General features: G+C 56.5%; 16 protein-coding genes. 13 read left to right on the top strand and 3 right to left on the bottom strand.

The annotated features are described in order from the left end of the window. Positions 1 to 211: 211 nt before the first annotated feature. Positions 212 to 1,165 carry a nickel/cobalt transporter gene (locus tag IM273_RS12635; protein WP_193051661.1) on the top strand — a complete coding sequence of 318 codons (954 nt, stop codon included), beginning with the start codon at positions 212 to 214 and terminating at the stop codon, positions 1,163 to 1,165. A gap of 33 nt (positions 1,166 to 1,198) precedes the next feature. Here the strand turns inward: IM273_RS12635 and proP are convergent, their stop codons facing one another. Then, positions 1,199 to 2,701, bottom strand: coding sequence for a glycine betaine/L-proline transporter ProP (proP, locus tag IM273_RS12630; protein WP_028015221.1), 1,503 nt, complete (start codon positions 2,699 to 2,701; stop codon positions 1,199 to 1,201). A 649-nt stretch (positions 2,702 to 3,350) separates the two neighbouring features. On the opposite strand from proP, the gene kdgT reads away from it, so the two are divergent. After that, positions 3,351 to 4,343: a 2-keto-3-deoxygluconate transporter gene (gene kdgT / locus IM273_RS12625; RefSeq protein ID WP_049137606.1), complete on the top strand. Its 993-nt coding sequence runs from the start codon at positions 3,351 to 3,353 to the stop codon at positions 4,341 to 4,343. Positions 4,344 to 4,398: 55 nt separating this feature from the next. On the opposite strand, the gene IM273_RS12620 is transcribed toward kdgT, so the two are convergent. Next, complete coding sequence (locus IM273_RS12620) at positions 4,399 to 5,274, bottom strand: diguanylate cyclase regulator RdcB family protein (RefSeq protein ID WP_028015219.1); 876 nt, start codon at positions 5,272 to 5,274, stop codon at positions 4,399 to 4,401. Beyond that, positions 5,271 to 7,625 carry a clamp-binding protein CrfC gene (gene crfC / locus IM273_RS12615; RefSeq protein WP_193051660.1) on the bottom strand — a complete coding sequence of 785 codons (2,355 nt, stop codon included), beginning with the start codon at positions 7,623 to 7,625 and terminating at the stop codon, positions 5,271 to 5,273. The genes IM273_RS12620 and crfC overlap by 4 nt, the downstream gene beginning before the upstream one ends. Positions 7,626 to 8,218: 593 nt before the next feature. Between crfC and IM273_RS12610 the strand changes: the two genes are divergently transcribed. The 11 genes from IM273_RS12610 to phnK all read left to right on the top strand — a co-directional run bounded on the left by IM273_RS12610 (position 8,219) and on the right by phnK (position 16,303). Then, positions 8,219 to 8,554 carry a zinc ribbon domain-containing protein YjdM gene (locus IM273_RS12610; RefSeq protein WP_047366881.1) on the top strand — a complete coding sequence of 112 codons (336 nt, stop codon included), beginning with the start codon at positions 8,219 to 8,221 and terminating at the stop codon, positions 8,552 to 8,554. An 81-nt stretch (positions 8,555 to 8,635) separates the two neighbouring features. Continuing rightward, the gene (gene yjdN, locus IM273_RS12605) at positions 8,636 to 9,073 is read left to right on the top strand and encodes a VOC family metalloprotein YjdN (RefSeq protein WP_193051659.1); all 438 of its coding nucleotides are present in this window, start codon (positions 8,636 to 8,638) and stop codon (positions 9,071 to 9,073) included. A gap of 136 nt (positions 9,074 to 9,209) precedes the next feature. Continuing rightward, complete coding sequence (phnC, locus tag IM273_RS12600) at positions 9,210 to 9,998, top strand: phosphonate ABC transporter ATP-binding protein (RefSeq protein WP_193051658.1); 789 nt, start codon at positions 9,210 to 9,212, stop codon at positions 9,996 to 9,998. 23 nt (positions 9,999 to 10,021) lie between these two features. Beyond that, positions 10,022 to 11,038 (top strand): phosphonate ABC transporter substrate-binding protein, encoded by a 1,017-nt coding sequence (gene phnD / locus IM273_RS12595; RefSeq protein WP_193051657.1) that lies wholly within the window; start codon positions 10,022 to 10,024, stop codon positions 11,036 to 11,038. Between the two features lie 51 nt (positions 11,039 to 11,089). Next, positions 11,090 to 11,869: a phosphonate ABC transporter, permease protein PhnE gene (gene phnE, locus IM273_RS12590; RefSeq protein ID WP_028015213.1), complete on the top strand. Its 780-nt coding sequence runs from the start codon at positions 11,090 to 11,092 to the stop codon at positions 11,867 to 11,869. Positions 11,870 to 11,889: 20 nt separating this feature from the next. Continuing rightward, positions 11,890 to 12,615 carry a phosphonate metabolism transcriptional regulator PhnF gene (gene phnF, locus IM273_RS12585; RefSeq protein WP_041911508.1) on the top strand — a complete coding sequence of 242 codons (726 nt, stop codon included), beginning with the start codon at positions 11,890 to 11,892 and terminating at the stop codon, positions 12,613 to 12,615. Next, the gene (gene phnG, locus IM273_RS12580) at positions 12,616 to 13,068 is read left to right on the top strand and encodes a phosphonate C-P lyase system protein PhnG (protein WP_193051656.1); all 453 of its coding nucleotides are present in this window, start codon (positions 12,616 to 12,618) and stop codon (positions 13,066 to 13,068) included. It begins immediately after the preceding gene. Beyond that, positions 13,065 to 13,649, top strand: a complete 585-nt coding sequence (phnH, locus tag IM273_RS12575; RefSeq protein WP_045261068.1) for a phosphonate C-P lyase system protein PhnH — start codon at positions 13,065 to 13,067, stop codon at positions 13,647 to 13,649. The genes phnG and phnH overlap by 4 nt, the downstream gene beginning before the upstream one ends. Continuing rightward, positions 13,649 to 14,713 (top strand): carbon-phosphorus lyase complex subunit PhnI, encoded by a 1,065-nt coding sequence (locus IM273_RS12570; RefSeq protein WP_193051655.1) that lies wholly within the window; start codon positions 13,649 to 13,651, stop codon positions 14,711 to 14,713. The genes phnH and IM273_RS12570 overlap by 1 nt, the downstream gene beginning before the upstream one ends. Then, positions 14,706 to 15,551, top strand: coding sequence for an alpha-D-ribose 1-methylphosphonate 5-phosphate C-P-lyase PhnJ (gene phnJ, locus IM273_RS12565; RefSeq protein ID WP_041911512.1), 846 nt, complete (start codon positions 14,706 to 14,708; stop codon positions 15,549 to 15,551). Before IM273_RS12570 ends, phnJ begins: the two co-directional genes overlap by 8 nt. Further along, complete coding sequence (phnK, locus tag IM273_RS12560) at positions 15,548 to 16,303, top strand: phosphonate C-P lyase system protein PhnK (protein WP_048210808.1); 756 nt, start codon at positions 15,548 to 15,550, stop codon at positions 16,301 to 16,303. The genes phnJ and phnK overlap by 4 nt, the downstream gene beginning before the upstream one ends. The last annotated feature ends 1 nt before the right edge of the window (position 16,304 follow it).

Raw genomic sequence — 16,304 nt, 5'->3', positions numbered from 1 at the left:
GAGGCGCATTATAGGGAGTTCTCCGCAGCCCGCAACAGAAAAGTTGCAAAAAAATGACTGACTGATGCATTCCCCAGCAAAATCCCGCCTTATACCCTTTTACGCACAGACTTATCCACAATTACAGCAAGATCCTGATGCGATCCTGCGAACTGAAAGAGAAGATCAACTATACTAGCGGCAAATATTCTTCTCCGCAGAGCTCCCCCTAATGAATACACAACGCCTGCCTCGAGACTGGCGCCTCCCTACGGCCGGATTGATGCTGCTGGCCATCCTCTTCGCCACTTTTACGCTACATACGCACTGGAACGCCTTTATTCAGTGGTGCCTTGCCACGCAGATTACGCTGCACCGTTATCTGGTGATGTATCTCCTGCAGCTTAATAACAACCAGTACAGCGGTGGATTATGGCTCTTAACAGGCGCTTTCTTTTATGGCGTCCTTCACGCCATCGGGCCGGGGCACGGGAAGTTCATCGTGACAACCTACCTGAGCACAAATAAGGAGAGCGAACTGGCCGCACGCACCGTTCCCTTTCTTGGCAGCCTGATGCAGGGCGTCAGCGCCATTCTGTTTGTCTTTATTCTGGCAGTAGGATTTAACCTCGCGTCAGGGGATATCAGCACCAGCCGCTGGTATGTCGAGAAGATAAGCGCCGTGCTGATTGGCGCATTTGGTGCTTTCATCATTTACCAGGCACTGAAAAGCCTGCGGCCTCAAAGAATGAGGATCTCAGCCATCACTCCCCTTCATCAGCACGATGAACACTGTGGCTGTGGTCATCACGGCGTGGGCGCAGATCTGACACAAGGTGAATGGAAAACGCGTCTGGGCGTCATTCTGGCGATTGGCGCACGTCCGTGCAGCGGTGCAATCATGATTCTGATGTTTTCGAACGCGCTGGGCATTGTCACCTGGGGAATGGCGGCCGTTATGACCATGTCTTTAGGAACGGCACTCTCTATTATGGGGCTATCACTGGCGGTTCGTTATGCCCGTGAACGCACGGTGGCATGGTTCGGGGGAGATAGCGCGTTCAGATGGCTGGTGCCGGCAGTTAAAATTGCCGGAGGTATCATCCTGATCCTGTTCGCGACCGTCCTGTTCCTGACCGTCATCCCCATTAGCGCCAACGGCGACTACATCGCCGCCGGATGCTAATAAAAGAAAACCCGCCGTTGGCGGGTTTCTTTATTACTCGTTAATGCGGGGATGTTGATCAACAAGACGGGAGCGTTTCTTCTGCAGCTCTTCAATCTCTGCGTCGATATCCTCAATTTTCTGCTCAACGTTATCGTAGTGCTCGCGCAGGATTTCTTTCGCTTCCTGAATATCAGATGCCGCAGGCGTCGCCCCTTTCAGAGGACGGTTCGCCGTCTCCTTCATGGTCAGGCCGGTCGCCAGGCCGACTACCGCAATAACCATCAGGTAGTAGGCTGGCATCATCAGGTTCTGCGTGCTTTCCACCAGAGAGGCGGCAAGCGTAGGCGTCAGGCCGGCAATCAGAACGGAGATGTTGAACGCCGCCGCCAGCGCACTATAACGAATGTGCGTCGGGAACATCGCAGGTAATGTGGATGCCATCACCCCGATAAAGCAGTTCAGGATCACCGCCAGCATCAGCAGACCGGCGAAAATCAGACCCAGCACGTTACTGTTGATCAGAATAAACGCCGGGATCGCCAGCGCGAACAGCGCTACGCTACCCAGGATGATAAACGGTCGACGGCCAAAGCGGTCGCTCAGCAGACCCATAATCGGCTGTACAAACAGCATACCCACCATGATGGCGATAATAATCAGTACGCCGTGATCTTCCGAGTAGTGCAGGTTATGCGACAGATAGCTCGGCATGTAGGTCAGCAGCATGTAGTAAGTGACGTTGGTGGAAATCACCAGACCAATACAGGTCAGCAGGCTGCGCCAGTGCTTTGTCGCGATCTCTTTAAAGGACACTTTCGGGCCGTCCTGCAGCCCTTCGCGGTCGCCCTGCTCCAGTTTATCAACGTGCTGCTGGAACGCAGGTGTCTCTTCCAGCGCATGTCGCAGGTAAAGACCGATAATACCCAGTGGGAGCGCGATAAAGAACGGAATACGCCAGCCCCAGTCGAGGAAGTTCTCCTCACCGACCACGGTTGAAATCAGAACCACGACGCCCGCACCCATCACAAACCCGGCAATCGAACCGAAGTCCAGCCAGCTGCCCATGAAGCCGCGCTTACGGTCAGGGGAATACTCCGCGACGAAGATCGACGCCCCAGTATACTCGCCCCCGACAGAGAAGCCCTGCGCCATCTTACAGAGCAACAGCAGAATAGGTGCCCAGATGCCGATCGTGGCATAGGACGGTATTAGGCCGATACAGAACGTACTGATCGACATAATGACAATGGTGATAGCGAGTATTTTCTGGCGACCGTATTTGTCACCGAGCATACCGAAGAACAGACCACCTAGCGGGCGGATCAGGAAAGGAACGGAGAATGTACCCAGCGCGGCAATCATCTGCAGGCTAGGGTCAGCACCGGGGAAGAACACTTTACCTAATGCATAGGCAACAAAGCCGTAGACACCGAAATCGAACCATTCCATCGCATTACCGAGCGAGGCGGCGGTGATCGCTTTACGCAGTTTAGCGTCATCAATAATGGTGACGTCGCGAAGCGTAATGGGTTTAACCTTTTTCCTTCTTAGCATAGCTTTCCTCGTAGACTTAGCCCTGTCCGTTCCACAGCCAACTCGCACTCTGTGAACCCGAGATCCGCTCCATGCGAACCTCCATCTTCAAGCGTAGCAGGTTTACTTACATTGACGTTTTCCGTCGATACAACCGAACCTGTTGACGCCTGTCTGGGCAGTTAATGACCTTTTTACCCTACCAGCGTTTATATTTGTGATCAACTTCACACATATATTTATACTGCGTCAGGTGAAGACAGTTTTTGTCAACTACCGCACATAAGTACTTTCTCAACCTTCCAAAGCCCCCATTTTCGCCCTCATCCTTTTTCTTTTCCCAACAGAATAAAAAGCCATATTTTTTACAAGAGATTTACATAAATTTTCAGCTCTCACAACGGGCCGTAAAGTTTACATTCAATATGTGATGAAGATAACTAAAACATCGTTTTATTTTCATTGAATCAATATTCCATCGATCGCATGATAATTCCTGAAACATAGCGACGCATGTTTTCTGACGAGAGAAAACGAGAGCGCTGACTGAATTTCGGTGCAGGGTTATCACAAACCAATCATCAAGAGCACCCTTCATCAAATTGAATTTATTGATTTTTTTATTCGCACCTGCCGCTCACCATGAGAGGCGAAATTGTGAGGGTTAGAGATGAAGATTAAAGCCACGATAGAACGCATACCGGGTGGTATGATGCTGGTGCCGCTGGTACTCGGTGCTATTTTGAATACATTAGCACCTGAAACCGGGGCTTATTTTGGTGGTTTCACAAAGGGGATGATTACGGGTACCGTTCCCATCCTGGCGGTCTGGTTCTTTTGTATCGGCGCATCCATTAATTTGCGGGCAACCGGTACCGTATTACGCAAATCCGGAACGCTGGTGATAACCAAAATAGCGGTTGCCTGGGTGGTCGCAATGATATGCGCGATGTTCATTCCTGAAAATGGAATTCAGACCGGTTTCTTCGCCGGGTTATCCGTCCTGGCGATTGTCTCGGCGATGGACATGACCAACGGCGGGCTGTATGCCAGCCTGATGAACCAGTACGGAACGAAAGAGGAGTCCGGCGCGTTTGTTTTGATGTCTCTGGAGTCCGGCCCGCTCATGACGATGTTGATCCTGGGATCCGCTGGCCTGGCTTCTTTTGAGCCCCATCATTTTGTCGGCGCGATCCTGCCATTCCTGATCGGCTTCGCGCTGGGCAATCTGGATCACGATCTGCGTGATTTCTTCAGCAAAGCCACGCCGGTGCTGATCCCATTCTTTGGCTTTGCGCTGGGTAACACCATCAACCTGAACGTGATTCTTGATACGGGACTGCTGGGGATTGTGCTGGGTGTCGCGGTTATCATCATCACCGGTATTCCGCTGATCGTTGCAGACCGCGTAATCGGGGGAGGAAACGGCACGGCGGGCGTCGCCGCCTCTTCAGCCGCAGGCGCTGCCGTTGCAAACCCGGTGATTATCGCCCAGATTAACCCGGCCTTCGAACCGGTGGCCGCGTCCGCGACGGCACTGGTTGCCGCCAGCGTGATTGTCACCGCAATCCTGGTGCCCATCATCACGGCGCTATACGCGAAACGCTACGGAAATGTGCAAGAGATCCCGCCTGAACCGAAACCGATAGAAATGAATCACTAACACACCGCGCCAGCCATCCTCTCTCCCCTATGGGGAGAGGGTCAGGATGAGGGGTTCAACCAAAAATCTCTTCCACCATTGCATCCACCAGCCGTTTTGCCGAACACAGCCTCGGCATACCCAGCGCGACGGTCTGCCAGTTTTGCGTCACTGACCAACTCACCGGGTGTATATCCGCCTGACACCAGTCGCCCAGCCAGCCCAGCATGTCTTTGTGATCGATTAAACCCGCCGAAGCGGGTGTGGTCAGCCATTGATGATAGAAATGGCGCGTTGTGGGAGACGCATTGATGCCCTGCGCGAGGTAGTTGGCGGCCATGCTGCGTAAATTATCCTTGAGCATTGCCGACACATCGTTGTTCGCCAGACGGCAGGCATCGCCAAATGCTCCCCAGCGCAGCTCTTCCAGAACAATGAAGCAGCGCCCGGCCAAAGACCAGCCATCATAGTGACCGGCTCGCCAGCGGGTGAAAATTTGTTCACTGTGCTCGCCCGCCTGTACCGTCAGTCCACGCTGGGTCAGCGCCTTTTCTTTATAGGCGGCACGTTGGGTAAAATGAGAGGAGAGCTCCGCATACTGTTCAAGCAGGCCGGGAGATGGCTGAGCGCGCAGGTGAGCCTGCTGGCACAGTGCAGTCAGTTTATCGGCCATCAGCGTCAGCGCAAGATGGCCCGGATCCAACATGCCGGCGAGTTTTTCCGCCAGCCCCAGGCGCAGGGCCGCGTTCTCGTTAAGCATTCCCGCCATCGCCCAAGGCCGTAGCCGGGTATGCGTCATGATCTCCTGAGTCAAACGTTCACGAAACTGCAGCTGCTGCGGCCCCAGATGGGGATGGCGCGCCGCGTCCACGCCCTGCACAAGATCGACCATAAACCTGGGATGAATACACTCCAGCGTCCGCCCGGGACCGTCCAGTAGCTGTGTTGTCATGGTTGCTCTGCTGCGAATAGAGTTTGAATGTCATCGCGTAACAGTCGGGTATCTTCCTGAATCCACGTCGCAGTCGTAATGCTTTGCTTCAACAGCTGGCTGAGCGCTCGGGTTGAATGCTCATTTTGTTGACGCACTGCGAGGCTATCACGCAAGCTTTCCTGTAACCCGGTCAGGCATAACGAAAATTCTGCAAAGAACGTCGCCATTCCGGCCGTAACAGAGACATCGACCTGCGCGGACAAAGCTTTACGTATTTGTTCACAAAACTGATCAATATGTTGCTTAAATTTGTCATGCAGTTGCGCAATGTCGATAACATAGTGCGTGCGCGTGACAACATACTCATCCCAGCCCCAGCCCGGATTATTGAGCCAACGCGAAACGGTTTCACGCATACTGCTCCCGGCGGAAAGTTGACCTGCCGGGCGGTTATCCTGTGCAATGGCATCGTTAAACAGTGCGCGCGTATTGAAGTCAAGCTGGTTTGCCTGAAAAGCCGGGAAGCTGATCCGCGCCCGGAAGCCGGCATGGCTCAGATGCTCTTTTATACGCGTTTCAATGGGGCGGATAGCTTCATTCAGCGAGCGCGCCAGCGTAGATTCCAGCTGATCGAAGCGTAACGCCAGCTCCCGGGCGATTTTTGCCTGTGCATCCAGCATGATGAGTTCACAGGAAGAGCGAATTTTACTCAGGACGATCTGCGCCTGACCTTCATCATCCAGAACCAGCGGTTCCCACTCTTGCAGTTTGTCACTGCGGCGATTCAGCCGCTCAACGCCTGCCAAATCAAGAATATTTTGAGGGCTGAACACATGGCCCACGGCCTGGTGAAGCGCCGATTTTTCGGCCTCCATAAAGTCCGCGGTCGCGTTCAGCGCCTGCTCAACTTCATGTTTCACCTCATCGCTCACCGCGCTCTGGCGCGTCTGCAGCAGCGCCATATCCTCTTCAAGACGCGCGATGTTCAGTTCCAGTCCCTCAAAGGCCACCGTCAGCCCCTGATAGCGGAAGTCGAGATACTCCCGGGCATTTTGCGCGTAGTTGAGCAGCTTATGCGAGGCCGAGCGCAGCGCGAATAGCGAGGCATTGGCATAGGCGGCGTAAATCAGTTTGCGTATCGGCTGTTCAAACAGCGAATCTTCCCAGAGCAAATCGGCTGCGTGACGGATATGGTTTATATCGTCCAGGTCCGCCGAACGCCAGCGGCGTCCGAGTGCGGCTTCGGCAAAATCCTGCACCCAGGGCTGCTCCTGATGATCCGGCAGGCGTCCACGGGCATTCATCTCGTTGCGGGCGCGGTTTGCCAGATACGCCCACATAGAGGAAACAGGGTAGATCTGGCCAGGCGAAATAGTGCCTTTCATTAAGGTACCGGAGATCATCGCCCTGACCTGCTCTTCATCGTCGCTATTGCGATCCTTCTGGTCGAATTTATTCACCAGCGCATACAGAGGCACTGATTTCCCCGCAACCGAAATAGCCTGACGGACCTCTTCATCAGATATAGATTTAAGCTGGGTATAATCCATCACCGCCAGCACCGCCGACGCGCGGGCTAGCTGTTCGCTAAGCATTTTTTGCAGATGCGGTTGTCCGGCCTCATTGGGGCCGGGAGTATCGAGCAGCGTCAGCTGCCCGAGGTGGGCATCAAGACCCGCAAGATGCACGAACTCCACTTCAATCACCGGAATATGTTCGATGGCCGCGTATTCAGAGAACGGAAACGCCACGCCCAGCGCCTGGGAGAGCCTTACCAGATCATTAAGACTTTTCAGGCAATGAAATATTGGCTGCGCCCCGAGATGATGCTTTTCAAAGGCCTCGCCTTTCTCAATACGCTCCAGCAGCGTATTCATGTCCTTATCAATTTCCAGTTGCAGAGCCAGCTTGCCGCGATCGTAATCGCCAAGCTTTTTCTGCAGCAGGTGAATCAAATCATCAATAGGAGAGACATGTGAGAAGTGGAGTACCGGCTCTTTCTGGCCTGGCGTATGACGTATCAGCGTAGGCAGCGCCGTCATTGGGCGGTTTCGGTTCGGCAACACTTCGGTACCCACAATGGCATTAATGGTGGTCGATTTCCCCGCTTTCATCGTGCCAACGATAGCCAGAACCATTTCCAGACGTGTTATTTTGCGTAATTCATTATTCAGCGTTGCCTGCTGCGCTTCGACACCTCGCGCACTAAAATGCAAAGGCAGCACGTTGTTCTTTTCACCTGTAATAGCAGCCGTCGTGCTCTCCAGCTTCGCTGTCGGCATTGATTTCAGGGTATCGAGATTTTGCAGGGCAAGCTGTAACAAACGCTCAGCTTCCTGACTTAATTCAAAAATGGTCTGTGTGTGCATGATAAAAGCCTTTCCTTAACGCAAATTTATTACTTTTATTAAGCCACTTGTATTAATTATGATGTTCAGGCTTATATGATCACGTGTGGAAAACATGTTCACCAAAATATAACTAATTGAAGATAATCAGAAATAAATGGCTATCCCTGCATGGCGTGTAAAGCTCTCCTCAAGGCCAGAAAGCCATAAGATAAAAAGCCTGGCCCATTTTAAGAAGCTTCAGGATATATCATCATTATTTACCCACCTAAAAAGAGAGGGATAGGCCGCCAACATAAGAAATGCATGGCAGTAAAGTTCGAAGATAAATAACAATGCGTTGCTTCACCTTATCCGAAATGAAGGTGCGTAGCAATTTGCCGCAATAAAATATTCGATATATTTAGCGACTTCTCTTTCCACCGTGTTAATGACGTTAGCATCGCTTAGCTGACTGACAGTAAGTGTCACTCGCAACACATTTTCTGCGTTTTTTAAATTCCCAATAGCACCGACAAAAGTGTGGATTTGCGTTATACTTGCCGCCTTTTTCGGCACTCTGCCGTCATTTAGCTGGCACTTTCCAGCGCGTTAACACTTTTGAGGATACCGACATGCAACTCCCACACTGCCCAAAATGCAATTCTGAATACACCTACGAAGATAATGGCATGTTCATCTGCCCGGAATGTGCACACGAATGGAATGATGCCGAGCCAGCGCAGGACGCTGATGCACTGATCGTCAAAGATGCCAACGGTAATCTGCTGGCGGATGGCGACAGCGTCACCGTGGTGAAAGATCTTAAGGTGAAAGGCAGCTCTTCCATGCTGAAGATCGGCACCAAAGTGAAGAATATCCGTCTGGTGGAAGGCGATCATAATATCGATTGCAAAATTGACGGCTTCGGTCCGATGAAACTGAAATCTGAGTTCGTGAAAAAGAACTGATTTAACCCGCCCGGTAGCGCTTCGCTTACCGGGCTTTCGGGAACTACACTTAACGGGCTTTTCTTACGTGAGGTAAAGATTATGCCGTTAAGTCCCTACATCTCTTTTGCCGGCAACTGTGCAGAGGCTACCGCCTTCTATCAGCAGGCCGTCGGCGCAGAACTCCTCTATAAAATCACCTTCGGCGAAATGCCAAAAAGCGATAACAGCGAAGAAGGCTGTCCGTCCGGCATGCAGTTTCCGGATTCGGCTATAGCTCACTCCAACGTTCGCATTGCGGACAGCGATATCATGATGAGCGACGGGCTGCCGCCGGGCAGCAGCGCACAGTACGCGGGCTTCACGCTGGTGCTCGACACGCAGGATGTGTCAGAAGGCAAGCGCTGGTTCGACAACCTTGCCGATGGCGGGAATATCGACATGGCCTGGCAGGAAACCTTCTGGGCGCACGGCTTCGGTAAGGTCACCGACAAGTACGGCGTGCCGTGGATGATTAACGTCGTTAAGCAGCAGCACTAATTTTCGGGCGGTGGGCGGTCTGCCTCCGCCTGTCATCAAACTCCCCTCAACTCTTCAAACTCCCGCAACCTGCACTTAACCCAAATGTCATATTGATGCGCCAGCATGAGGCCACATTTATCGTGAGGCCCAGCACATGCACACTGTTATCCGCGTCGAGAAACTGAGCAAGACCTTCAATCACAACAAGGCGCTGCATGCCGTTGATCTGACCGTCCAGCAGGGCGAAATGGTGGCGCTGCTGGGGCCGTCCGGTTCAGGAAAATCCACCCTTCTGCATCACTTAAGCGGCCTTATTACCTGCGATAAAGCGCCGGAAAGCCGCGTCGAGCTGCTGGGTAACACCGTGCAGCATGCAGGCCGTCTGGCGAGCAATATTCGCGAAAGCCGCGCCCGGACGGGCTACATCTTTCAGCAGTTCAATCTGGTGAACCGCCTGACGGTGCTGGAGAACGTGCTGATTGGCGCGCTCGGCAGCACCCCGTTCTGGCGCACCTGCCTGCGCTGGTTCTCCCCATCACAGAAGCAGGAAGCGTTACAGGCACTGACCCGCGTCGGCATGGCGCACTTCGCCCACCAGCGCGTGTCCACGCTGTCTGGCGGGCAGCAGCAGCGCGTCGCTATCGCCCGCGCCCTGATGCAGAAAGCCAAAATCATTCTCGCCGATGAGCCCATCGCCTCGTTGGATCCGGAGTCGGCCCGCATCGTGATGGAAACCCTGCGCGACATCAACCAGAACGACGGCATCACCGTGGTGGTGACGCTGCATCAGGTGGATTACGCCCTGCGCTACTGCGAGCGCATCGTCGCCCTGCGTCAGGGCCACGTGTTCTTCGATGGCGCCAGCCATCAGTTTGATAACGAACGTTTTGACCATCTCTACCGCAGCGTAAACCGCGTCGAAGAACGCGCGCAGGCTGCTTAACGCCCCGATAACGAGGAATGGAAATGAACTACAAAGCCGTTGCCGCGCTGGCCTTCACCAGCATGTTCAGCATCAGCACCCTGTTAAGCCCGGCGTACGCCGAAGAGCAGGAAAAAGCGTTGAACTTTGGCATCATTTCAACGGAATCACAGCAAAACCTGAAGCCGCAGTGGGAACCGTTCCTGAAAGATATGGAAACCAAACTGGGGATCAAAGTGAACGCCTTCTTCGCCCCGGACTACGCGGGCATCATCCAGGGGATGCGCTTTAACAAAGTGGACATCGCCTGGTACGGCAACCTTTCCGCCATGGAAGCGGTGGACCGCGCCAACGGTCAGGTCTTTGCCCAGACCGTTGCGGCAGATGGTTCTCCAGGATACTGGAGCGTGCTGATCGTCAACAAAGACAGCCCGATCAACAACCTCAACGACATGATCGCCAAACGCAAAGATCTGACCTTTGGCAACGGCGATCCGAACTCCACCTCCGGCTTCCTCGTCCCTGGCTACTACGTCTTCGCGAAAAACAACATCTCCGCCAGCGACTTTAAGCGCACCGTCAACGCCAGCCACGAAACCAACGCGCTGGCCGTGGCGAACAAGCAGGTGGACGTTGCCACCAATAACACCGAAAACCTCGACAAGCTGAAAACCTCCGCCCCTGACAAGCTGAAAGAGCTGAAGGTCATCTGGAAATCCCCGCTGATCCCCGGCGACCCGATCGTCTGGCGCAAAAATCTCTCCGAAAGCACCAAGGACAAGGTCTACGACTTCTTTATGAACTACGGCAAAACGCCGGAAGAGAAAGCGGTTCTGGAACGTCTGGGCTGGGCACCGTTCCGCGCGTCCAGCGATCTGCAGCTGGTCCCGATTCGCCAGCTGGCGCTGTTTAAGCAGATGCAGGCCGTGAAGGACAACAAAGGGCTGAAGGAAGAGGAGAAGACCAGCAAAGTCTCTGAAATCCAGTCCCAACTGGAAGACCTCGACCGCCTGACCGCCGCGCTGGGTGCGATGACGAGCGTGAATAAAGCGGTGCAGTAACACAAGTCCCCTCTCCCTTGGGGGAGAGGGAGAACAGATTAAGGAGCCAACATGCAAACCATCACCCTCCCGCCGCCGAAGCGCAGCTGGTTCTCGCTCATAAGCTGGGCCATCCTGCTGGCGGTACTCGTTATCTCCTGGAAGGGCGCGGAGATGGATCCGCTGCTGCTCTTCAAAGATTCCGGCAACATGGCGACCTTCGCCGCCGACTTCTTCCCGCCGGATTTCAGCCAGTGGCAGGACTACCTCAGCGAAATGGCCATCACCCTGCAAATCGCCGTCTGGGGCACCGCCCTCGCCGTCGTTCTCTCCATTCCGTTCGGCCTGATGAGCGCCGAGAACATCGTGCCGTGGTGGGTATACCAGCCGATGCGTCGCCTGATGGACGCCTGTCGCGCCATCAACGAAATGGTCTTTGCGATGCTATTCGTGGTCGCCGTTGGCCTGGGTCCGTTCGCCGGCGTGATGGCACTGTTCATCCACACCACCGGCGTGCTTTCCAAGCTGCTCTCGGAAGCGGTTGAAGCCATCGAGCCCGGCCCGGTGGAAGGTATTCGCGCAACGGGCGCCAACAAAATCGAAGAGATCCTCTACGGCGTCCTGCCGCAGGTGATGCCGCTGCTGATCTCCTACTCGCTGTACCGCTTCGAGTCCAACGTTCGTTCCGCCACCGTGGTCGGTATGGTGGGCGCAGGCGGGATTGGCGTCACCCTGTGGGAAGCGATTCGCGGTTTCCAGTTCCAGCAAACCTGCGCCCTGATGGTGCTCATCATCGTCACCGTCAGCCTGCTGGATTTCCTCTCTCAACGCTTGCGTAAGCACTTCATCTGATTAGCGAGGCTTTGATTGGTATGCACTTATCCAGACATCCGACCAGTTACCCTACCCGCTGGCAAGAGATTGCGGCCAGGCTCGAAGTGGAGCTGCGCACGCATTACCGCTGCGGTGACTACCTGCCCGCCGAGCAGCAGCTTGCCGACCGCTACGAAGTGAACCGCCACACCCTGCGCCGCGCCATTGACCAGCTGGTGGAGCGCGGCTGGGTCCAGCGCCGTCAGGGCGTCGGCGTGCTGGTGCTGATGCGCCCGTTTGACTACCCGCTCAACGCCCAGGCGCGTTTTAGCCAGAACCTGCTGGATCAGGGCAGCCATCCAACCAGCGAAAAGCTGCTCTCGGTACTGCGCCCGGCCTCCCGCCACGTGGCGGATGCGCTCGGGATTCAGGAGGGCGACAACGTCGTACACCTGCGTACGTTGCGCCGGGTCAACGGCGTGGCGGTCTGTCAGATCGACCACTACTTCGCGGACCTAACCCTCTGGCCCGTGCTGCAACATTTCGCCAGCGGTTCCCTGCATGATTTCCTTCAAGACGCGACGGGTATTGCGCTCAAACGCACCCAGACGCGCATCAGCGCCCGCCGTGCACAGGCGAAAGAGAGCAAGGTGCTGGAGATCCCCAACATGGCCCCGCTGCTCTGCGTGCGCACCCTCAACCACCGTGACGGCGAGATCAACGCGACGGAATACTCCGTCAGTCTGACCCGCGCCGACATGATTGAATTCACCATGGAGCACTGAATGCACTTCGACACCTCCACCCGACAGCGTTGGATGCGCGTGCTGGCCCATAGCCAGCCTGCTGCGCTGGCCGCCCGCATGAACGCACTCGGCCTGACGCCGGACTACGTCACGATCCGCGCGCCGGAAATCGGCCTGGTGCAAATCCAGGCACGCATGGGCGGCACCGGCGAGCGCTTCTTCGCCGGCGATGCCACCCTCACCCGCGCGGCTATCCGCCTTAACAGCGGCACGCTGGGTTATAGCTACGTACTTGGGCGAGACAAAACGCACGCCGAGCGCTGCGCGGTGATCGACGCGCTTTTACAGGAACACCCGCATTTCCAGACGTTAATGGAAACCCTTATTGCCCCACTGGAAGCCGACCGCGCCGCACGCCTTGCCGCGCGTCAGGCCGAAGTGAACACCAGCCGGGTCGACTTCTTTACGCTCGTTCGCGGAGACAACGCATGACGCTTCAACCTGCTTTTACCCTGGCCGTCCAGGATGCCCAACAGAGTTTCCGTCGCCTGCTGAAGGCCATGAGCGAGCCCGGCGTGATCGTCTCGCTGCACCAGCTTTCGCAGGGCTGGCTGCCGCTAAACCTCGCCACTACCAGCGTGCTGCTGACGCTGGCGGACAACGACACTCCGGTATGGCTGTCAGGCGCATTGCTGAACGATATCGCCAGCCAGAACCTGCGCTTTCACACCAGCGCGCCGCTGGTCGATCAGCCCCAGCAGGCGGTCTTTGCCGTGGCCGACGAACAGATCAGCCATGAACAGCTTAACGCCCTGAGCGAAGGCAGCGCCGTCGCACCGGAAACCAGCGCCACGCTGATCCTGCAAGTCTCCAGCCTGAGCGGTGGCCGCATGCTTCGCCTGACGGGCGCAGGCATCGCCGACGAGCGGATGGTCGCGCCCCAGCTGCCGGAGTGCATTATCCATGAGCTGACCGAGCGCCCGCACCCGTTCCCGCTCGGCATTGACCTGATCCTGACCTGCGGCGAGCGCCTGCTGGCAATCCCGCGGACTACCCACGTGGAGGTGTGCTGATGTACGTAGCCGTCAAAGGAGGCGAAAAGGCGATCGCCGCCGCTCATGCCTTACAGGAGCACAGACGCCGGGGCGATGAACAGCTTCCCGAGCTGAGCGTCGCCCAGATTGAGCAACAGCTTAACCTCGCGGTTGACCGCGTGATGACCGAGGGCGGCGTTGCTGACCGCGAGCTTGCAGCGCTGGCGCTGAAGCAGGCCAGCGGCGATAACGTGGAAGCCATCTTTCTGCTGCGCGCCTGGCGCACCACCGTTCCACGTCTGGCAGTCAGCGAGCCGGTGAACACGGCGGAAATGCGCCTGGAGCGCCGAATCTCTGCCGTTTATAAAGATATCCCCGGCGGCCAGCTGCTTGGCCCTACCTACGACTACACCCATCGTCTGCTGGACTTCACGCTGCTGGCGAACGGCGAAGCCCCAACGCTCAGCACTTCAGACGTCGAACAGGAACCGTCTCCGCACGTCTTCAGCCTGCTGGCAAACCAGGGGCTGGCGAAAGCGGAAGAAGACACTGGCGCCACGCCGGACGACGTCACCCGCACGCCGCCGGTCTACCCGTGCTCACGCTCGTCCCGCCTGCAACAGCTGATGCGCGGCGACGAAGGGTATCTGCTGGCGCTGGCCTACTCCACACAGCGCGGCTACGGGCGCAACCACCCGTTCGCGGCAGAGATCCGCAGCGGCTATCTCGACGTCGAAATCGTGCCGGAAGAGCTGGGTTTTGCGGTGAACGTCGGCGAACTGCTGATGACCGAGTGCGAAATGGTCAACGGTTTCGTCGCGCCAGAGAATGGAGACCCGCATTTTACCCGCGGCTACGGGCTGGTGTTTGGCCTCGGCGAGCGCAAGGCGATGGCGATGGCGCTGGTTGACCGCGCCCTGCAGGCGCCGGACTACGGCGAGCACATTGCCGGCCCGGCGCAGGACGAAGAGTTCGTGCTGGCCCACGCGGACAACGTCGAGGCCGCAGGCTTTGTCTCGCACCTCAAGCTGCCGCACTACGTCGATTTCCAGGCCGAACTGGAACTGCTGAAACGCCTGCAACGGGAGCGCGCCAATGGCTAACTTAAGCGGCTACAACTTTGCCTATCTGGATGAGCAAACTAAACGCATGATCCGCCGCGCCATCCTTAAGGCAGTGGCTATTCCGGGCTATCAGGTGCCGTTTGGTGGCCGTGAAATGCCGATGCCGTACGGCTGGGGCACGGGCGGCATTCAGATCACCGCCAGCGTGATTGGCGAAGCGGACGTGCTGAAGGTTATCGACCAGGGCGCGGACGATACCACCAACGCCGTGTCGATCCGCAACTTCTTTAAGCGCGTGACGGGCGTCAACACCACCGAAAAAACCGAAGACGCGACGCTGATCCAGACTCGCCACCGCATTCCGGAGACTCCGCTGACGGAAGATCAGATTCTGATTTTCCAGGTGCCGATCCCGGAGCCGCTGCGCTTTATCGAGCCGCGCGAAACCGAGACCCGCACCATGCACGCGCTGGAAGAGTACGGGATCATGCAGGTCAAACTGTATGAAGACATCGCCCGCTTCGGCCATATCGCCACCACCTACGCCTACCCGGTGAAGGTCAACGGCCGCTACGTGATGGACCCGTCGCCGATCCCGAAATTCGATAACCCGAAGATGGACATGATGCCTGCCCTGCAACTCTTTGGTGCCGGACGTGAAAAACGCATCTACGCCGTACCGCCGTATACGCGTGTCGAAAGTCTGGATTTTGACGATCACCCGTTTACGGTGCAGGAGTGGGACGAGCCGTGCGCCATCTGCGGTTCAAAGCACAGTTATCTGGATGAAGTGGTGCTGGACGACACGGGCAAACGAATGTTTGTCTGCTCCGACACCGATTACTGCCGCCAACAGAGCGAGGCGAACGGCCAATGAAACCGCTGCTTTCGGTTAATAACCTGACCCACCTTTATGCGCCGGGAAAAGGCTTCAGCGACGTGTCGTTCGAGCTGTGGCCGGGCGAAGTGCTGGGCATTGTCGGCGAGTCCGGCTCCGGCAAAACCACCCTGCTGAAGTCTATCTCCGCGCGCCTGACGCCGCAGAACGGCGACATTCTGTATGGAGGAAAATCCCTGTATGCCATGAGCGAGGCCGAGCGCCGTCGCCTGCTGCGCACCGAGTGGGGCGTGGTGCATCAGCACCCGATGGACGGCCTGCGCCGTCAGGTGTCGGCGGGAGGCAATATCGGCGAACGGCTGATGGCCACCGGCGCGCGCCACTACGGCAACATCCGCGCCACCGCACAGCACTGGCTGGAGGAGGTGGAGATCCCCGCCTCGCGCATTGACGACCTGCCAACCACCTTTTCCGGCGGTATGCAGCAGCGTTTGCAAATTGCCCGCAATCTGGTCACCCATCCAAAGCTGGTGTTTATGGATGAACCCACCGGCGGGCTGGACGTCTCCGTGCAGGCCCGCCTGCTCGACCTGCTGCGCGGCCTGGTGGTGGAGCTGAACCTGGCGGTGGTGATTGTCACCCACGATCTGGGCGTTGCGCGCCTGCTGGCGGACCGCCTGCTGGTGATGAAGCAGGGTCAGGTGGTGGAAAGTGGGCTGACCGACCGCGTGCTCGACGACCCACATCATCCGTACACCCAGCTGCTGGTGTCGTCGGTATTACAGAATTAAG

Source organism: Enterobacter cloacae complex sp. P13B, assembly GCF_014895915.1.
Classification (GTDB): Bacteria; Pseudomonadota; Gammaproteobacteria; order Enterobacterales; family Enterobacteriaceae; genus Enterobacter; species Enterobacter bugandensis.
This window is presented reverse-complemented; position numbering and strand designations above follow the sequence as displayed.

Coding starts and splice junctions, on each gene's coding strand:
- IM273_RS12635 (WP_193051661.1), top strand. CDS start 212: ATGAATACACAACGCCTGCCTCGAGACTGGCGCCTCCCTACGGCCGGA.
- proP (WP_028015221.1), bottom strand. CDS start 2,701: ATGCTAAGAAGGAAAAAGGTTAAACCCATTACGCTTCGCGACGTCACC.
- kdgT (WP_049137606.1), top strand. CDS start 3,351: ATGAAGATTAAAGCCACGATAGAACGCATACCGGGTGGTATGATGCTG.
- IM273_RS12620 (WP_028015219.1), bottom strand. CDS start 5,274: ATGACAACACAGCTACTGGACGGTCCCGGGCGGACGCTGGAGTGTATT.
- crfC (WP_193051660.1), bottom strand. CDS start 7,625: ATGCACACACAGACCATTTTTGAATTAAGTCAGGAAGCTGAGCGTTTG.
- IM273_RS12610 (WP_047366881.1), top strand. CDS start 8,219: ATGCAACTCCCACACTGCCCAAAATGCAATTCTGAATACACCTACGAA.
- yjdN (WP_193051659.1), top strand. CDS start 8,636: ATGCCGTTAAGTCCCTACATCTCTTTTGCCGGCAACTGTGCAGAGGCT.
- phnC (WP_193051658.1), top strand. CDS start 9,210: ATGCACACTGTTATCCGCGTCGAGAAACTGAGCAAGACCTTCAATCAC.
- phnD (WP_193051657.1), top strand. CDS start 10,022: ATGAACTACAAAGCCGTTGCCGCGCTGGCCTTCACCAGCATGTTCAGC.
- phnE (WP_028015213.1), top strand. CDS start 11,090: ATGCAAACCATCACCCTCCCGCCGCCGAAGCGCAGCTGGTTCTCGCTC.
- phnF (WP_041911508.1), top strand. CDS start 11,890: ATGCACTTATCCAGACATCCGACCAGTTACCCTACCCGCTGGCAAGAG.
- phnG (WP_193051656.1), top strand. CDS start 12,616: ATGCACTTCGACACCTCCACCCGACAGCGTTGGATGCGCGTGCTGGCC.
- phnH (WP_045261068.1), top strand. CDS start 13,065: ATGACGCTTCAACCTGCTTTTACCCTGGCCGTCCAGGATGCCCAACAG.
- IM273_RS12570 (WP_193051655.1), top strand. CDS start 13,649: ATGTACGTAGCCGTCAAAGGAGGCGAAAAGGCGATCGCCGCCGCTCAT.
- phnJ (WP_041911512.1), top strand. CDS start 14,706: ATGGCTAACTTAAGCGGCTACAACTTTGCCTATCTGGATGAGCAAACT.
- phnK (WP_048210808.1), top strand. CDS start 15,548: ATGAAACCGCTGCTTTCGGTTAATAACCTGACCCACCTTTATGCGCCG.